The sequence below is a fragment of the Pedobacter sp. genome (assembly GCF_040513095.1).
Lineage (GTDB): Bacteria > Bacteroidota > Bacteroidia > Sphingobacteriales > Sphingobacteriaceae > Pedobacter.
In genome coordinates this window covers 1-17,725 of the sequence record NZ_JBEVDX010000023.1, presented here as the reverse complement: position 1 = coordinate 17,725, position 17,725 = coordinate 1, and the positions used below count along the sequence as shown (strand labels likewise).

At 43.6% G+C, this 17,725-nt stretch carries 14 protein-coding genes; 12 read left to right on the top strand and 2 right to left on the bottom strand.

The window, feature by feature from the left end; translation table 11 throughout:
- Positions 1-19 precede the first annotated feature (19 nt).
- The 3 genes from treS (at position 20) to ABWY16_RS03440 (ending at position 5,681) form a co-directional block, all read left to right on the top strand.
- Positions 20-3,355, top strand: a complete 3,336-nt coding sequence (treS, locus tag ABWY16_RS03450) for a maltose alpha-D-glucosyltransferase (RefSeq protein ID WP_353903255.1) — start codon at positions 20-22, stop codon at positions 3,353-3,355.
- A gap of 4 nt (positions 3,356-3,359) precedes the next feature.
- Positions 3,360-5,318 (top strand): 1,4-alpha-glucan branching protein GlgB, encoded by a 1,959-nt coding sequence (gene glgB, locus ABWY16_RS03445; protein ID WP_353903254.1) that lies wholly within the window; start codon positions 3,360-3,362, stop codon positions 5,316-5,318.
- Positions 5,319-5,423: 105 nt separating this feature from the next.
- Positions 5,424-5,681 carry a hypothetical protein gene (locus tag ABWY16_RS03440; RefSeq protein ID WP_353903253.1) on the top strand — a complete coding sequence of 86 codons (258 nt, stop codon included), beginning with the start codon at positions 5,424-5,426 and terminating at the stop codon, positions 5,679-5,681.
- 19 nt (positions 5,682-5,700) lie between these two features.
- On the opposite strand, the gene ABWY16_RS03435 is transcribed toward ABWY16_RS03440, so the two are convergent.
- Both ABWY16_RS03435 and ABWY16_RS03430 read right to left on the bottom strand, forming a co-directional pair.
- Entirely contained in the window at positions 5,701-6,930 is a 1,230-nt protein-coding gene (locus ABWY16_RS03435) for a hypothetical protein (RefSeq protein ID WP_353903252.1), read from the bottom strand.
- 156 nt (positions 6,931-7,086) lie between these two features.
- Positions 7,087-7,209 (bottom strand): hypothetical protein, encoded by a 123-nt coding sequence (locus tag ABWY16_RS03430; protein ID WP_353903251.1) that lies wholly within the window; start codon positions 7,207-7,209, stop codon positions 7,087-7,089.
- A 152-nt stretch (positions 7,210-7,361) separates the two neighbouring features.
- On the opposite strand from ABWY16_RS03430, the gene ABWY16_RS03425 reads away from it, so the two are divergent.
- The 9 genes from ABWY16_RS03425 to ABWY16_RS03385 all read left to right on the top strand — a co-directional run bounded on the left by ABWY16_RS03425 (position 7,362) and on the right by ABWY16_RS03385 (position 17,403).
- Positions 7,362-7,838, top strand: a complete 477-nt coding sequence (locus ABWY16_RS03425; RefSeq protein WP_353903250.1) for a hypothetical protein — start codon at positions 7,362-7,364, stop codon at positions 7,836-7,838.
- Positions 7,839-8,024: 186 nt separating this feature from the next.
- Positions 8,025-9,449: an inorganic phosphate transporter gene (locus tag ABWY16_RS03420; RefSeq protein WP_353903249.1), complete on the top strand. Its 1,425-nt coding sequence runs from the start codon at positions 8,025-8,027 to the stop codon at positions 9,447-9,449.
- A gap of 29 nt (positions 9,450-9,478) precedes the next feature.
- A complete protein-coding gene (locus ABWY16_RS03415; RefSeq protein ID WP_353903248.1) occupies positions 9,479-10,300 on the top strand; it encodes a universal stress protein in 822 nt (273 codons plus the stop codon).
- Between the two features lie 174 nt (positions 10,301-10,474).
- Complete coding sequence (locus ABWY16_RS03410) at positions 10,475-10,828, top strand: CehA/McbA family metallohydrolase domain-containing protein (RefSeq protein ID WP_353903247.1); 354 nt, start codon at positions 10,475-10,477, stop codon at positions 10,826-10,828.
- 137 nt (positions 10,829-10,965) lie between these two features.
- A complete protein-coding gene (locus ABWY16_RS03405) occupies positions 10,966-12,585 on the top strand; it encodes a hypothetical protein (RefSeq protein WP_353903246.1) in 1,620 nt (539 codons plus the stop codon).
- Positions 12,586-12,694: 109 nt separating this feature from the next.
- The gene (nagA, locus tag ABWY16_RS03400; protein WP_353903245.1) at positions 12,695-13,891 is read left to right on the top strand and encodes an N-acetylglucosamine-6-phosphate deacetylase; all 1,197 of its coding nucleotides are present in this window, start codon (positions 12,695-12,697) and stop codon (positions 13,889-13,891) included.
- Complete coding sequence (locus ABWY16_RS03395; RefSeq protein WP_353903244.1) at positions 13,891-14,658, top strand: glucosamine-6-phosphate deaminase; 768 nt, start codon at positions 13,891-13,893, stop codon at positions 14,656-14,658. Before nagA ends, ABWY16_RS03395 begins: the two co-directional genes overlap by 1 nt.
- Positions 14,659-14,668: 10 nt before the next feature.
- Entirely contained in the window at positions 14,669-16,228 is a 1,560-nt protein-coding gene (locus tag ABWY16_RS03390; RefSeq protein WP_353903243.1) for a beta-N-acetylhexosaminidase, read from the top strand.
- Positions 16,229-16,335: 107 nt separating this feature from the next.
- Positions 16,336-17,403, top strand: a complete 1,068-nt coding sequence (locus ABWY16_RS03385) for a LacI family DNA-binding transcriptional regulator (protein WP_353903242.1) — start codon at positions 16,336-16,338, stop codon at positions 17,401-17,403.
- The last annotated feature ends 322 nt before the right edge of the window (positions 17,404-17,725 follow it).

Sequence of the window (17,725 nt, the reverse complement as noted above, 5' to 3'; positions counted from 1 at the left end):
CCAAATACGAAACAATATCATGAACGAAAACAAAGATCAGATAGACGGTAAATTGCACTGGTATAAAGATGCAGTGATTTACGAGCTCCATATTAAAGCATTCCGCGACGGAAACTGTGACGGTATTGGAGATTTCAAAGGGTTAATGGAAAAACTGCCATACCTGGAAGACCTGGGGGTAACTGCCATCTGGCTATTGCCATTTTACCCCTCGCCGCTAAAGGATGACGGATACGATATTTCTGATTACTACCATATTAATCCTTCTTACGGGGATATAAAGCAGTTTAAAGTATTTTTGAAAGAAGCACATAAACGTGGACTGAAAGTGATTACGGAACTGGTGATCAACCACACCTCAGACCAGCATCCATGGTTTCAGCGCGCAAGAAAATCTCCGCCAGGATCAGCCTACAGGGATTATTACGTGTGGAGTGACGATCCTACAAAGTTTAAGGATGCCAGGATTATTTTCCAGGACTATGAAACCTCAAACTGGACATGGGACCCGGTAGCCAAACAATACTTCTGGCACAGGTTCTTCCATCACCAGCCCGACCTGAATTATGACAGCGAACTGGTGCAGCAGGAAGTATTCAGGATCATGGATTACTGGTGCAAAATGGGTGTGGATGGTTTCCGGCTCGATGCGGTGCCTTACCTGTTTGAGCGCGAAGGGACCAATTGTGAAAACCTGCCTGAAACCCATGAGTACCTGAAGAAATTAAGGAAATATATTGACGACCGTTATCCGGGAACACTGTTGCTGGCGGAAGCAAATATGTGGCCCGAAGATTCTGCAGCCTATTTCGGAGATGGCGATGAATGCCAGATGAACTATCACTTCCCGCTCATGCCAAGGATGTTCATGGCCGTGCAGATGGAAGACAGGTATCCGATAACGGATATTTATGACCAGACACCAGAAATCCCTGAAAACTGCCAGTGGGCGATCTTCCTGAGAAACCATGACGAGTTAACGCTGGAAATGGTGACGGATGAAGAAAGGGACTACATGTACAAGGTTTATGTGAAGGACCCAAAGGCAAGGATCAACCTGGGGATCAGGCACAGGTTAGCGCCTTTACTGGAAAATAACCGGAAAAAGATAGAGCTGATGAATACCCTGCTGTTTAGTTTGCCGGGAACGCCTGTTATTTATTACGGGGATGAAATCGGAATGGGGGATAACTTCTATCTGGGAGACCGCGATGGGGTGCGTACGCCAATGCAGTGGCATGCCGATCGCAATGCAGGATTTTCGGAGGCTAATCCTCAGCGCATGTATCTACCGCTGATCCTTGATCCGCAGTTTCATTACGAATCTGTGAATGTAGACCTGCAATCGAGAAATACTTCTTCCCTGTTATGGTGGATGAAAAGAATTATCAGTACCCGTAAAAAATACAAGGCATTCAGTCGTGGTGACCTCAGGTTTATCCAGAGTGAGAACGCAAAAGTGCTTGTGTTTACCAGGACCTACGAAGACCAGACCATGCTGATCGTTGCCAACTTATCGCGCTTTGCGCAGGCAGCAGAGCTGGATCTTAGTGCGTACAAAGGCTCTGTACCTGTAGAGATTCTGAGCAGAAACCGCTTTCCCTCAATTAAGGAAGATGTGCCGTATTTCTTTACGCTGGGTGCCTACGCCTGTCAGAGTTTCGTGCTCGAAAAGGCGCATCCCGAAATGGAAAATGAGGACAGGTTATCGCTGATCAAACTGGACAACTGGAAGGACCTGCTGAGCAGGGAAGTGATAGAAGAACTGGAGAATCAGATCCTGCCAAATTACATGATGCACCTCCGCTGGTTTGGCGGTAAGGGCAGGGGAATGGAACAGCTGAAGATCATCGATCATGCGGTTTTACCAATGGAGCCCAATAATGCCTATATCCTGCTAATGGAAGTCTCTTACAGAGATGGTCTGCCTGACCTGTATCAGTTACCGGTAGCTTTTGGTAAAGGCCAGTTCTCTTATAAGATCCAGGACAATTGCCCGCAGTCGGTCATCTCCCTTGTAAATATTAAAGGAGAGGAAGGTGTATTGTACGATGCCATTTACGGGATTGAATTACAGCAGCTGATCCTCAGCCACATGGCGCAACACCAATCTATTGCGCAAGGCAAATCTGAACTCCATTTCACGGGCAACAAGAGGCTCAAAAAACACGTACTGGAAAACCCGCGTACCAAACCTAAGGTGATTTCAGCTGAGCAAAGCAATACTTCGATAACCTACGACAACCAGTTTTACCTGAAGATCTACAGGAAGGTAGACCGGGCAATTAATCCTGATGTTGAAATCAGCCAGTACCTGAGCAATGTAGCGCATTTTGAACATACCCCAGGATATATTGGTACTATTGAATGGCAGTTTGGCACTGGAACAATGGTGCTTGGAATGATGCAGGAAATGGTGACCAGTACGAGCGATGGATGGTCGTACATGCTGGACCGGCTGGATGACTACAACGAGAAACTGCTTTCGCAGCACGATATGATACCGGTGCCTTCATCCGTTGAAGGAAGCCTGGTAAGCCCGCTGAGTTATGAGCAGATCCCGGAAGATATGAAGGAGCTGCTGGAAGGTACACTGGCAGAGCAGGTACGCCTGCTGGGTATACGCACCGGAGAAATGCACCTTGCACTTGCCGGCGCAGATGACCTGCCCGCATTTAAACCTGAAGATTTCTCCCTGCATTACCAGAGATCTTTGTTCTCATCGCTAACTTCGCTTGTAAGGGTAGCTTTTCAGAGCCTGAATAAGAATATCAAAGGACTGAGCCCTGAGGTGCGCAAAGAAGCAGAAGAAGTGCTGAAGATGAAAGACGAGATCCTGAGTATCCTCAAAAAGATCTACAGCAAAAAAATTGATGTAACCAAGATCAGGATCCATGGAGATTACCATTTAGGACAGGTACTGTTTACCGGCAAAGATTTCCTGCTGCTGGATTTTGAGGGAGAACCAGCAAGAAGTTACAGTGAGCGCAGGCTAAAGTATTCTGCTTTGAGAGACGTGGCTGGAATGGTACGCTCATTTCACTACGCTGCTTACGGAAGCCTGTTCCTTGATAACCAGATCAGGCCCGAAGATATAGGCAGACTGATACCCTATGTAGAGGTCTGGTACCATTACATCAGCGGATTTTTCATGAAATCATATCTGAAGACCGTGGCCGGTTCGGATTTTATCCCTGATAATGAAGAAGATCTGGAGATCCTGGTGCAAACCTATCTCTTACAAAAGGCAGTTTATGAGCTGAATTACGAACTGAACAACAGGCCCGACTGGGTGATTGTGCCGCTGCGGGGAATTAAAGCCATTGTAAACAAGAACAGAAAAGTTGAGGCATAAAGTTATGACAGAAATAACAATTGAGGACACAACAGCCACGCTTTCCTGGTTTTCTTTGATGAGTGAATTTGATATTCAGTTGTTTAAGGCAGGAAAGCATTACAGGCTATATAATAAACTGGGGGCACACCAGGTTGTACATGAGGCTGTGCAGGGCACTTACTTTGCAGTTTGGGCTCCCAATGCAAGCTCGGTGAGCGTGATCGGCAATTTCAACGGATGGGACCGAAATGCAGCTCCTTTACAGCTACGCTGGGACCAGTCGGGCATCTGGGAATGTTTTGTCCCGGGTGTTGGTACAGCCGAATACTACAAGTATTTTATCAGAGGAGCCAATGGTTATGAGGTAGAAAAAGGTGATCCCTATGCTTTCCACTGGGAGAACCCGCCGCAAACAGCAACAGTAACCTGGGATTTGGATTACAAATGGAACGATAGCCACTGGCTTTCTAAAAGGAAACTGGCGAATGTGCTTGAAGAACCTATGTCAGTCTATGAACTCCACCTGGGTTCCTGGAGAAGGAAGCTGACCGATGATGGAGAACGGTTTCTTACCTACCGGGAGATTGCTGATGAACTACCTGCATACTGCAATTACATGAATTTCACACATGTAGAGTTTATGCCGGTAATGGAGCATCCGTTTTATGGATCTTGGGGATACCAGGTGACCGGGTTCTATGCGCCGACAAGCCGTTATGGTACGCCGCAGGATTTTATGTACCTCATTGACCAGCTGCACCAGGCGGGGATTGGCGTGATTCTGGACTGGGTACCATCACACTTTCCGACAGATGAACATGGCCCGGCATATTTTGATGGTACGCATTTATATGAATACCAGGATGAACAAAAGGGTTTTCATCCCGACTGGAAAAGTTATATTTTCGATCTGGGAAGAAACGAGGTAAGGGCCTTCCTGATCTCCAATGCGCTGTTCTGGCTGGATAAATACCATATTGACGGTCTGCGGGTGGATGCCGTTGCCTCGATGCTGTACCTGGATTATTCCCGCAAGCAGGGGGAGTGGGTACCCAATATACACGGTGGCCGCGAAAATCTGGAAGCAGTGAGTTTCCTGCAGGAATTTAACCAGGCCGTGCATGATCATTTCGGGGATGCATTTACCGTTGCAGAAGAATCTACTTCATGGCCCGGGGTAACTCATCCCGTAGCGGGAGGGGGATTGGGCTTTGATCTGAAATGGATGATGGGCTGGATGCATGATACGCTCTCCTATTTTCATCAGGAACCGGTATACAGGAAATATCACCAGGGGCAGCTTACCTTCAGTCTGGTATATGCCTTTTCAGAAAAGTTTGTATTGCCGCTGTCCCATGACGAGGTGGTATACGGAAAGGGATCGCTGGTAAATAAAATGCCTGGCGATAACTGGCAGCAGCTGGCCAATCTGCGGCTCTTGTTTGGCTATATGTACGGTCACCCGGGGGCAAAGATGATCTTTATGGGGGCCGAGTTTGCACAGCACGCGGAGTGGGCGCATGACTATAGCTTAAACTGGCATGAGAATAACAATCCTGATCATCAGGGAGTACAGAAACTGCTGAAAGATCTGAATGCATTATACGCTGCTTATCCTGTCTGGTACCAGAACAATTATTCAGCGGAAGGATTTGAATGGGTAGAAGCAGATGATGCGGAACGCAGTGTTGTGTGTTGGTTAAGGAAAGGGGAAGATCCTGCAGAGACACTGATTTTTATTGCTAATTATACGCCGGTAGTGAGATTAAACTATAGGATTGGAGTTCCTCAATTGGGCTTTTATAAAGAAGTTTTCAATACGGATGATCTGAAGTATGGTGGCAGTAACCAGCTGAATACCCGTCTTTTGGAAACTGCGCCAATACCTTACCATAAGCGTACACATTCATTATCACTTACAGTGCCGCCTCTCGGAATGGTTATCCTTAAATATGTTCAGGGCTATGACTGGTTGAGCTAATTTATATTTTTATTACAGGAGGCTGCATCACTTATCATGATCAGCCTTCTGTGATTTGATCTATGTTTCGCAAACAGAAATTGCCTTTAAGGTGTTCTGTTTGAAATGAGACCGAAGATGCAGGAATTCAGTGTACGCTTTTTATACAAAACAGTAACCGTAACTCCTTTAGAAGAACCTAACCATTTTATGGTGACGATGAATGATGACGATGAGATCCATGGGATAGTCATTCCTGAACTGCTGGGGATTATTTATCCGATAGAAGATATGGACCGGGGCTATGTATGGTATACCGACAGCGACATGAACCTGGAACTGGTGGAGTTTATCGGCCAGATGATAGAAGATCACAGTACCTGATCAGGAAGTTTGCCACTAACTAGCCCAGCCCCTTAAAGTTATCCGAATCTCCAAGATATTTCATGATTGATTCCGGGTCTTTATCCTTGATTTCTTTCTGCGAATATTCCTTCAGGTGCCCCAGTTTAAGCAGGGGGGCGCAACCCGCTTCCCTGAATAGTTTACTCAGGTGCTCATTCTGATCAATATGATAAGAATTGAAGGTGGGTAAAGTATCAATCATCAGGTATTTTTTATCCTGTTTATCCAGTGACAATAGCTGATTGAGTTTCTTGCCTTCCGGAGTACCGTCATTGGTGAGGAAGAGGAAAGTCCGGATAATCAGTTTTGCATCTACGAGACTCACCAGCAGATAGCCTACTTTCTGATCTGAAAGATAATATTCAACCAGGCTGCTGTTATCATTTTTGTGGTGTTTGATTTCTGGCTGGTTCATGATCATAAAGGCCATGTAATGAAGGATTCCAGGAGTAATATCTATACGCTCCTGCAATTTAGCAAGTGCATGCTGCTGGATATAAACCTCAAGCGGTATAGCTAAAGAACCGGTTTTAAAACCCAGGATGGAAGGTTTAACCTGGGTGGGTATCCATTGCATATCGCCGTCAATCCAGCTTAAGCTGGTGATGCTTCTTTTTTCCCCATCGAGTATGATGGATGATTTTTCAGGTCTGAATTCCTGGATAAAAACGTCGTTGGTTATTGCTTCCCGGTCGAAAAAGGCTGTCTGACTGATATCTGCATTGATGATGGTATGTCTCAGGTCACTCAGAAATATTGATGTATCATGTACCAGTTCTATCAGCATATCTTCGATCATCTCATGGACTTCGGAACCCGGCAGATACGGGCTGAAAGCCTCTCTAAGCTGAACTGCATTCGGAAACTGAACTTCTGCCATCTCAGCGATGTAATTGATCAGTATCAGCCCTTCTGACAGGTACCAGCTCAGGTAAACCTTACCGCCATTGTCAAGTTCAATATACCTGTCGCTGATAAATTTATTCATCAGCTTGTTGAACTGTACCACCCTGGTTTTATCAATTTTTGAGGTAGGGTCTGCCTTAGCCTTGAGCGTAGGATAGCGGTTCTGGAACATATGCTCAATGACGATCGGCGGGAGCATCCTGAAATATCCGGGACCTGCAAAGGTATCACAAAGGATTTCGATCCGCTCGAAGAACCTGTTGCGTAACTGCGCAAGCGCATCATTGCCTTTTGAAACAGGCTTTTTACCCTTACTTTTCAATGTTTGATAGTGTAGACCATAATGATCGAAAAGCTACAAAGAAAATCTCAATTGCCGGTAAAATTAATTACAAATTTCGCGGTTCCCTTCTCCGGCTTTGCACTCTATTGGGAATGAACCATTAAACTATCGTGCTCAGTATTTAAATCTGTATCATCAGTAATAGATACCTTCATTTGCTTTGATTACCCAGTAGAAGTCATACTTGGAAAGTTCCTGATGAATGGCCTTGTGGTCATCGAAATTGCTAATATCTACGCTGAGTATATATTTTGGCATGAGCGCTGATTTAAACTACAATGAAGGAATGAGTCCTGATGTTCAATAAATTGATGCTGAAGAATTTAGATGCCAGCTGTAAAAAATGGTTTTTCTTAGAACCATATGGGATGAATGGTGTTATTCGATTATACCTGCTAAAATAATCTACTATGGAAAATCAAAATCAAGACTACGGAAATAACGGAAGCATTGACGTAGAAGAAACAAAACAACAAGTTCAGCCATTGCAAGACAGTCCGGTAGCTACTCCCGATACTTTCAGCGAAGAAGACCTGAATACAGATACAGACGATATCGGAACCGCTGATGTTGATGGTTTACTGGAAGAAGTTGATGACCGGGCAGATCTTGTGGATGGAGATGATGATCCGGAGGATGACGATCCTGAGGATGACGGCACAGAGGAGTTTGACGATCTGCCAACTGACCCCGGTAACGGAGATGAAGACGATGATGATCTGATTGATGACGATGATGACCTGGGGCTTGACGATGATAGCCTGCCAACTGAGACGGACGGTGATGATCTGGACCTGGACGATGACGATCTGGATATCGAAGATGATGATGCCCTGGATCTGGATGACGATGATCTGGATGACGATGATGACGACTTCCTGAAATAGGAAAGGTCAAATTTAAAATAATTTAATATACAGCTGGCGTCGGATAGATTGCCAGCTGTTTTTTTAACAGGATAAATTTTAATATAAATCAACCGATAACATAACAATTTGTTAACCTGAATTTTACGGCATTTACTGACGATATCCGGTTATTTGATCAATAATCTATTTTATCGTCATTCTTATATGCAAACCCAATTAAATGCAGTGATCTTCCCCTTATTAGGCGAAATTAATCTGAGCGGCACCATACTGCTTGTGTTCCTGGTTTGCGTGCTTGCAGTCATCTGCTTTGAGTTTGTAAACGGCTTCCACGATACCGCCAATGCTGTGGCAACAGTGATCTACACAAAAGCTTTAAAACCTGTGATAGCCGTACCCTGGTCGGGCTTCTGGAATTTTATGGGAGTGTTGCTGGGCGGTGTATCCGTTGCTATGGGTATTCTGAAACTGATACCTTTAAACGAACTGATGATCCTTCCTGTAGAAGTGGGCGCCTGTATGGTACTTGCTGTACTTTTAGCCTCAATCGTGTGGAACCTGGGTACCTGGTATCTTGGAATCCCATGCTCCAGTTCACATACTATGATCGGCGCAATGATCGGTGCCAGTTTAGGCTTTACCTGGTATTACGGTGGCCGTGGTGTAAACTGGCATCAGGCAGAAGAAATAGGTTTATCACTTGTGTTATCACCCCTGGTCGGTTTCGGCCTTGCCGTGCTGCTTATGATGTTCATGAAACATATCATTAAATCGAAACAGCTCTTCCATATCCCAACGGGAGAAAATGACAGGCCACCGATCCTGATCCGGTTGCTGTTGATCACCACCTGTACACTGGTAAGTTTTTTCCACGGCAGTAACGACGGACAAAAGGGAGTAGGTTTGCTGATGCTGATCATGATCGCATTCCTGCCCGTGAAATTTGCTGTAAACCATTCTATCCCTCAGGACAAAATCCTTTCCTCACTGAACCAAACGGAAATGGTACTGCACAGAAATCCAACCGTCAATACAGCCGGAAACCGTTTATTCTCCAGACTGGATTCGGCTATTGCTGCAACGAAAGCAGAGTTATCAGGCAAACCTATTACAGATAACCTCAAGGCTTATAAATTTCGTCAGCTGATCCAGAAGATGAACAGCGAAATCGAAGCCATTAAAACCAATAAAAGCATCGCACTAAAAAAGGGAGATGAAGCCATTTTATCTGATGCATCAAATGAGCTCCTGAAGGTAACAGACTTTGCGCCAATATGGGTAATCGGAACGATATCCGTTTCACTGGGCCTTGGAACAATGATTGGCTGGAAGCGTATCGTAGTAACGATCGGTGAAAAAATTGGGAATGAACATTTAAGTTATGCCCAGGGCGCAACCGCCGAAATCGTTGCGGCTACAACAATAGGGCTAAGTACAGGATTTGGCTTACCGGTGAGTACAACCCATGTGCTTTCAAGCGGGATTGCCGGTGCAATGGTAGCCTCAGGAGGCACAAAAAACCTGAACAACGGAACCTTAAAGAACATCGCAATTGCCTGGGTCTTAACCTTGCCTGTAGCTATCGTTTTGTCTCTCGTTTTATTCCTGTTTTTCCATTTATTTATTTAAATTTCTATTCTTCATCTAACCGCTGCAAAATGAAACAAATACTATTAGCCACCGATTTTTCGGCCAGTGCGGCCAATGCGATGGAATACGCAATGGAATTAGCCAAGGTATTGAAGTTAGAAGTATGTGCTATACATGCCATACATCCTACGGAGGGCATCAACAATAGTACATATAATGCCATCTTCATTGAAAACTACTATGATAACAAGAGAGAGGCACTTAAAGAATGGGTAAACATATACACCAGTAGGGAAGAATATAAAGATGTGCTGGTAAAAACGCTGTGCGATGTGGGTTTTTTAAAAACTGTAATCAACAGATATACTGCTCATCATCATGTAGAACTGCTCGTTATGGGGATTACCGGATCAACCGGCATCAGCGGAATTGTAGGGAGTAATGCCAGCATGGTGGTTACCAATTTGAAGATACCAACGCTGATTGTTCCTAAGGAAAGCAAATTTTCTAAAGTTCCTATAATATCACTGGCAACTGATTATGAAACAAGGTTGTCGGCCGAGGATGTAAATGCATTGAATGAAATGGTAAAAGGCTTTGGATCTGACAAATTACAGGTCTTGTACGTAACCGAAAAATCTGACCCCAGACAGATAGCAATATTTGAAAGTAAATTAAAAGGACTGATCAAACATGCAGAACCCGAATTCAATTATATCACTGAAGGCAGCCCTCTAAGCGGCATACTTGCTTTTATTGAATCACACGAAACGGATATCCTTTGCCTCGTAAAACATCACCATAATATTGTTTACAGGCTGTTTACCAAAAGCACGGTAAATCAGGTTATGAACAGAACCGTAAAAGCTATTTTAGTACTGCATGAATAAAGGCATTTACTTCTTAACTATATTTCTTTTTATTGCTTCCCGGTATGCTGTTGCGCAGTCTGTTTCCTCAGGAGTGGCATTAAGAAATTAGCGATAGGAGCAAGTGATACCGACAAAGCGAGTGGTTCTCCCAATAACCTGGGCAGTCCGCAGACTGTTGTGTATGCCGATGGATTGGCTAAAGATGCCATACTCGAAGGCATCAGAAGTGGTAAGGTTTATATCGCGGCAAACCGTCAGGTTTCGCTGCAGCTTGCTGTCAAATCCGGTGGTAAAACCGTGGGTATCGGTGAGCAGCTACCAAAAAACGGAGCTCTTACTGCTGAACTTCATGTGGTTGCTAAAGGCTGCGAAAATACAGTTTTGACTTTATTAGGAGATAAAGGGATATTGCTTAGCCACAGAATATCAGGCAATGTTCAAACTGTAAATCTTAAAATTAATCGCAAATCGTCTGCTTATATTCGTATAGAGATCCGTAAAGCTGATCAGACAATGGTTGCACTGACAAATCCTTTGTGGTTGTAAATTTCAGCATTGTTAGGGTGTCTTAGTACTGAATGTAAGAATTATTTAGCTGACAATATGACTAATATTTGTTAGATTCGATTACGGTAACAAAGATGCTCAATGGAATTTCGAAACCTAAGCCAATAGAAAGTCGAATGCGAAAAATTGTGCCAGTAGTGAGAAAGGAGATGAGGAAAAATGTTGATGACGAACAGCATGATCTTGCCTATTGGCAAAGCAGGCCAATTAGAGAACGTGTGATGAAAAAATATTATTTAAGGTTTTTCATCTTATTTTTGATTATCATTTTATGGGCTTTCAAAAAGGTTGAGCCACCACTGCAATCTAAATATGTAAAAGTACTCGCTGATGGTACCCTGGCCTATACTCCGGATGCTAAGGGAAATACAATACCGGATTTTAGCCGTGTGGGCTACCACAATGGCGATAAACCCTTGCCCAGCCTAAAAATTGTAAAATCAATCTATCCTGCAAGAACTGGCAGCAGTATGCCTGTTATACAAAAAGCTATAGATGAAACTTCTCTTTTACAACCCGATGCAAATGGTTATCGTGGAACCATCTTACTTAAAAATGGAACCTACCTCGTAGAAGGTACAATCAATATCAATCAAAGTGGAATTGTATTAAAAGGTGAAAGCGAATCGGCCACAAAAATCATAGCTACAGGTAGTGTTCAACGTACCTTATTGAGCGTTAGAGGTTCAGGGCATTTGCTGGAAATCAAAGGCAGCAGGACCAGTATCAGTGACCCATTCGTGCCCGTTGGTACATTTTCATTTCATGTCAAATCTGCGGCTGGTTACCATGCAGGAGATCATATTGTGATTTACAGGCCGGGGACAGCGCAATGGATTACAGCGATCAAAATGGACCAGATCATCAACCGGCCGGGAACTAAACAATGGAAGCCCGGCGAATATGATATGAAGTTTGAACGGACCGTGACGAAAGTGAAAGGAAACACTATTACTGTCGATAACCCGGTTTGTATGCAAATGGAAGACCAGTATGGTGGTGCTGAAATTTATAAAACATCGTTTACCGGGCGCATCTCTGAAACAGGTATATCAAATATGAGTATTGAATCGGAATTCCTTACGGATACTGCTGAAAATCATGGCTGGACAGCTATTGAAATTGATAAGGCCGAAAATTGCTGGGTCGATCATGTGACGTCCAGATATTTTGGATTTGGATGTGTAAGTCTTCAGTATGCTGCGCGGAATATCACCGTAAGCAATTCAAAATGCCTGGACGCAAAATCAATCATCACCGGCAGCAGAAGGTATTCCTTCAATAATAACGGCCAGCAAAATCTGTTCTACAACTGCCATACTACGGAAGGCAGGCACGATTTTGTGACAGGAAAAGCTGTATGTGGCCCAAATGTTTTTTACAACTGCAGTGCAACAAGTACCCATGCTGATATAGGGCCGCATCAGCGATGGGCAGCAGGTACGCTTTACGACAATATCACGACAGATGGTGAGATAGCCGTACAAGATAGAGGAAATTATGGAACGGGGCACGGTTGGGCAGGTGTAACACAGGTATTGTGGAACTGCTCTGCGGCTGAGACCGTCGTACAGAGTCCATGGACCAGTGGCACAAATTACTGCATCGGGCAGAAGGGCCAGAAGCGGCCCGGGCGCTTCAAGGATCGTCCCGACGGGAATTGGGATCTTGCCAACCAGCAGGGTTTGCAACCATCATCATTGTATATGGCTCAGTTTACAGCACGGCATAAATAATATTTACCAATGATTTTCCCAAAATATTTTTGAAGTAGATAAACAATCTGTATCTTCGGGTACGTACACGATTAGTCATTTGGTAAAATAAGTGTGCTGAACTGAAATTATGCTGAAGATATTTAATGGGAAGATCATAACGCCCAACGGAATTATTGATAATGGTGCATTACTGATCAAAGATGGGGTCATTCATACTGTTGTACAGGGAAATCCCGAACTGGACGGGGCAGAGGAAATAGATGCCGGAGGACAGTATGTTTCTGCAGGTTTTATTGACCTTCATGTTCACGGAGGTGGTGGTCATGATTTTATGGACAATACCGTTGAAGCCTTTCTGGGCGTTGCCGCAACACACGTTAAATATGGTACTACGTCAATGTATCCAACAACCCTGAGCAGTACTAAACAGGATATCTTAGATACAATCGCTACCTACCAGCTTGCTATGGATAAAAATGTAGATGGTTCTCAATTTCTGGGCCTGCACCTGGAAGGCCCGTACTTCGCAATGTCCCAGCGCGGCGCGCAGGATCCAAAATACATCCGTAATCCTGATCCGGAGGAGTATGAAGATATTTTAGCAGATAACAAAGTAGTGAAACGATGGAGCGCCGCACCGGAACTGGAAGGCGCAATTGAATTCGCGAGATACCTGTTATCAAAAAACATACTTCCGGCACTGGCGCATACAGACGCGGTTTACGATGAAGTACTGGAGGGATATAATAATGGCTATACACTGGCAACGCATTTATACTCGGGCATGTCAGGAGTAACCCGCCGTAATGCTTACCGTTATGCGGGTGTAGTAGAAAGCGCATTTTTGATCGATGGCATGAGTGTAGAAGTGATTGGAGACGGTATTCATTTGCCTGCCCCCTTGCTCAAGCTGATATATAAAATAAAAGGTGCCGGCAAAATAGCCCTGATCACCGACGCAATGCGTGCTGCGGGAATGCCACCCGGAGATAGTATTCTGGGGGGGTTAAAAAATGGATTGAAAGTAATCGTAGAAGATGGTGTTGCTAAACTGCCAGACCGCACCGCATTTGCAGGAAGTGTTACTACCGCAGATTGTCTGGTTCGTAACATGGTAAATATTGCTGGTGTAACAATAGCCGAAGCTGTTAAAATGATTACTGAAACCCCTGCAGAAATCATGGGTGTGTCAGATAGAAAAGGGAGCCTGGTCATTGGCAAGGATGCTGACGTAGTCATATTTAATGATAACATTGAAATCGAAACAACAATTATAAAAGGTAAAGTAATTTACCAGTCAGTTCATACATCAGAAAAATTATAATGGTATCAACAAGTAGAAAATTTTTTAAGGACAGTTTGGAAGTAAATGTATTCAACTCGAGACTGGAAATGGGACAGGATGCTGCGGAACGCGTAGCCCATAAAATTAATGAACTGCTCCAGTCAAAGGAACAGATCAATATGATCTTTGCCGCAGCGCCGTCGCAGAATGAATTTTTGGAGGCCTTGCTTACAAAAAAGATCGACTGGTCGCGGATAAATGCTTTCCACATGGATGAATACATTGGTCTGGACGCAGCTGCCCCACAGGGTTTCGGTAATTTCCTGCGCGATCGTCTTTTTGGTAAAGTGCCTTTCGCTATGGTACAGTACCTGAATGGAAATGCAGCAGCGCCTGAAGAGGAATGTAAAAGGTATGCAGCTATATTAAAGAACTTCCCGGCTGATATTTGCTGCATGGGTATAGGTGAGAATACGCACCTCGCTTTCAACGATCCGCATGTGGCTGATTTTAATGATCCTGAAATGGTTAAAGTGGTTGAGCTTGACCTGGAATGTCGCCAACAGCAGGTGAATGATGGATGTTTCACTGAGCTTAGTGAGGTTCCAACACATGCATTAACGCTAACTGTACCTACATTATTTGCAGCAAAATACGCGTACTGTATGGTACCCGGTGAGAAAAAGGCTCCTGCGATACAACATACACTGAATGCAGATATTACGGAAACATTCCCATCAACTATCCTGCGTAACCATCCTATGGCAATTCTGTTTATTGATGAAGCAAGCAGTGCATTAATCTAAAAATGAGAAGATGAAAATGATCAACCGGAAGTATCTGAACAAGCTGGTGCTATTTACTATAGCGTTATTTCTATGTATTCAACAAGCTTCGGCTATAGCCCCAAAAACTGACTTTCCGGTGAAAGGATTTCATCTTGACCTCCGGATCCAGGTAATGAAAATGCCTGCGCTTAAAACGCTCGCACTCCGTCTGAAAAAAGATGGGTACAACACCCTGATTATGGAGTATGAGGCCACCTATCCTTTCCAGAAAAATCCGTTGATTTCAAACAGGTACGCCTATACTGAAGCAGAAATTGTTGACTTCATCCACTTTTGTGGAAATCTGCGAATTGACGTGATTCCCTTACAGCAGAGTTTTGGGCATGTAGAGTATATTTTGCGAAATAACAGGTATACACTGCAGCGCGAAGACCAGAAAGATCTATCGCAGGTTTGCCCTTCTAAGGAAGAATTAAACCGTGTGCTTTTCACCGACCTGTTTACCGAGCTTGTAAAAACACATCCTTCCAAATATTTTCACATCGGTGGTGACGAAACCCATCTGCTGGGACATTGTCCCTTATGCAAGGCAAAGGTGGAGAAGGAGGGAGTTTCAAAGTTATATGCAGACCATATCAGAATGCTGTGTGATATTGTAATTAAGCTGGGTAAAATACCCATCATGTGGGCTGATATCGCATTAAAATATCCTGATGCCCTGCAATATCTGCCCAAACAGGTGATTTTTGTAGACTGGAATTATGGCTGGAGCCTGGATAAGTTTGGTGATCATGAAAAACTCATGAAGAGCGGATTCGAAATCTGGGGCGCTGCTTCGTTGAGAAGTAGCCCGGATAACTATAACCTGACCACCTGGGACAAACATTTTAATAATATCCGCGACTTTATTCCGCAATCCCGCAAGTTAGGCTATAAGGGTATGATCATGACCTCATGGTCTACTTCAGGAGTTTATTCGCCGGTACTAGAGTCGGGCTATGATTTGCTTGATCTGGTTGCAGTTCGTCGTGTATACCCGATCACCGCTTTTAATATGTATATCGATGCTTTTGCCGATGCGCTCAAATCGACGGTACCATTCGACCAGAAAAAATTTGTGGGTCAGTATTGTAAAACCAATTATGGTTTTGATGAAGGGCAGTCGGCTTCTTTTCTTAAGGCCCTGACTGCAGTTCCATATGAAGTCGGGAACAACAAAGTTAAAGGACCTGTGTCTTTAAAGCAGCTTGCTGACAGTGTAGCTTGGTCGGCTGGCGTACTTCATGCTCTTGAGCCTACTAAAAATAAAGATGAATATGCGCAGTATGTGCTGTTAACCGATATCAGGCTACAGTACCTGAACTATCAAATGATAGAAACGGAAGCCAACTCAGCAGATTTTACTGCGGCTCAGGCTCCGCAACTAGCAGGCAGGCTTGGAGATGTAATGAAAAAGATGACCTTGTTGAATAGCAGATATACAGCTTTAAACGAGCCTGTATTTTATGCTTCTGAACTTGCACAGGATAACGAATTGCACCTGGCTAAGATAAAGATGCTTTTTGACCGTTTAAATAAAAGTCATTAACAGCAGGTTACGCTTTTCTTGCTGCTGAAAAAGGATAATTAGTATATTTACGGCCAAACTATGGTCAGGGCAGCCTTGCTAACCTGACCATATTTATGCCATACAAAATGAAAAAAGACAGCGCTGTAGAATTAAACGGAGTAAAAGAAATAGCCCGTAGAGCTAATGTATCAATTGGTACTGTTGACAGGGTAATTCACAACCGTTCCGGCGTATCCGAAAAAACCAAAAAGATCATTCAGGATATTATTAAAGAGCTGGATTACCAGCCCAATATTATGGCCCGCAGGCTGGCATCCAATAAAGTACTGAATTTCGCAGTGCTGATACCAGCGGAATCTAATGAAACAGAGTTTTGGGCAGCGCCTTTAATTGGGATCGAGCAGGCTGAAAGTGAAATCAAGCAGTATGGTATTAAGGTAGAAAAGTACTTCTTTGACCTCAATGATAAGAAGTCTTTCGTCAATCTCACTAAAAAGATTTTGAAAAGCAGTATCGATGGGGTTTTGCTTGCTCCGTCTTTTATTGATGAATCGCTGGCTTTTACCAAACAATGTGATCAATTGCAAATCCCTTACGTACTGATTAATTCTGATCTACCCAAACAGGACAGCTTATGTTATATTGGTCCGGAACTTTTTCACAGCGGATATCTGAGTGCCCATCTGGCAAATTATGCCATCAGGGAAAACGGCAAGGTGCTGATTATTAATATCTCCAGGGAGATCGATAACCATCACCACCTGCTGCGTAAAGAAGAAGGTTTCAGGGCTTACTTTGCTGATCATGCAAAAGAGCTGACCATTATAAAAGAAGATATCCGTCAAACGGATTATTCTTCTGTAGCTGCCCGGCTGAAGGATTTATTGCATGACCATCCTGATGCGGAAGCAATTTTCGTAACCAATTCACGTGTTGTATCTGTGGCGCGTTATTTACAGGAATCGGATCAGAAAAAATTACTTCTCATTGGATACGATTACCTGAAGGATAATGTAGCCTATCTTAAGAACGGACTGATCGATTTCCTGATCTGCCAGAAGCCACAGGAGCAAGGTTACAGAGGTATTATGGCACTTTATCAGGATATGGTGCTAAAAGTGGAGGTAGAAAAGAATTATTTTATGCCAATTGACATCATCACCAAAGAAAACTATAAGTTTTACCGCAATTAATGCCGTTAAACCGGCTTAAGATTAATAACATAAATTTTGCAGTGTCATTATGATTCTAAAATATTAATTTATATCTTCGGTTACGTACACGAGATCAGGTTTGCTTGATCATTTGCCGGATTATCTTGAAAAAGATAATTTTTTTAAAGGTATTCGGGTACGTACACGTAATTTCTAAACTGTAAAAGACGATAACTATGGCTGCAGACAAAACGAGTGGAAAAGAGGTGACGATATCTATGGCCATCATTGGTATTTTGTTCTTTATTTTTGGATTTGTAACCTGGGTTAATTCCATTCTGATTCCCTACTTTAAGATTGC

Bases quoted from the DNA above. Each gene is read 5' to 3' on its own strand.
- nagA (WP_353903245.1), top strand. From the start codon at position 12,695: ATGCTGAAGATATTTAATGGGAAGATCATAACGCCCAACGGAATTATT.
- ABWY16_RS03395 (WP_353903244.1), top strand. From the start codon at position 13,891: ATGGTATCAACAAGTAGAAAATTTTTTAAGGACAGTTTGGAAGTAAAT.
- ABWY16_RS03415 (WP_353903248.1), top strand. From the start codon at position 9,479: ATGAAACAAATACTATTAGCCACCGATTTTTCGGCCAGTGCGGCCAAT.
- ABWY16_RS03425 (WP_353903250.1), top strand. From the start codon at position 7,362: ATGGAAAATCAAAATCAAGACTACGGAAATAACGGAAGCATTGACGTA.
- ABWY16_RS03420 (WP_353903249.1), top strand. From the start codon at position 8,025: ATGCAAACCCAATTAAATGCAGTGATCTTCCCCTTATTAGGCGAAATT.
- ABWY16_RS03385 (WP_353903242.1), top strand. From the start codon at position 16,336: ATGAAAAAAGACAGCGCTGTAGAATTAAACGGAGTAAAAGAAATAGCC.
- ABWY16_RS03405 (WP_353903246.1), top strand. From the start codon at position 10,966: ATGCGAAAAATTGTGCCAGTAGTGAGAAAGGAGATGAGGAAAAATGTT.
- treS (WP_353903255.1), top strand. From the start codon at position 20: ATGAACGAAAACAAAGATCAGATAGACGGTAAATTGCACTGGTATAAA.
- ABWY16_RS03440 (WP_353903253.1), top strand. From the start codon at position 5,424: ATGAGACCGAAGATGCAGGAATTCAGTGTACGCTTTTTATACAAAACA.
- ABWY16_RS03390 (WP_353903243.1), top strand. From the start codon at position 14,669: ATGAAAATGATCAACCGGAAGTATCTGAACAAGCTGGTGCTATTTACT.
- glgB (WP_353903254.1), top strand. From the start codon at position 3,360: ATGACAGAAATAACAATTGAGGACACAACAGCCACGCTTTCCTGGTTT.
- ABWY16_RS03430 (WP_353903251.1), bottom strand. From the start codon at position 7,209: ATGCCAAAATATATACTCAGCGTAGATATTAGCAATTTCGATGACCAC.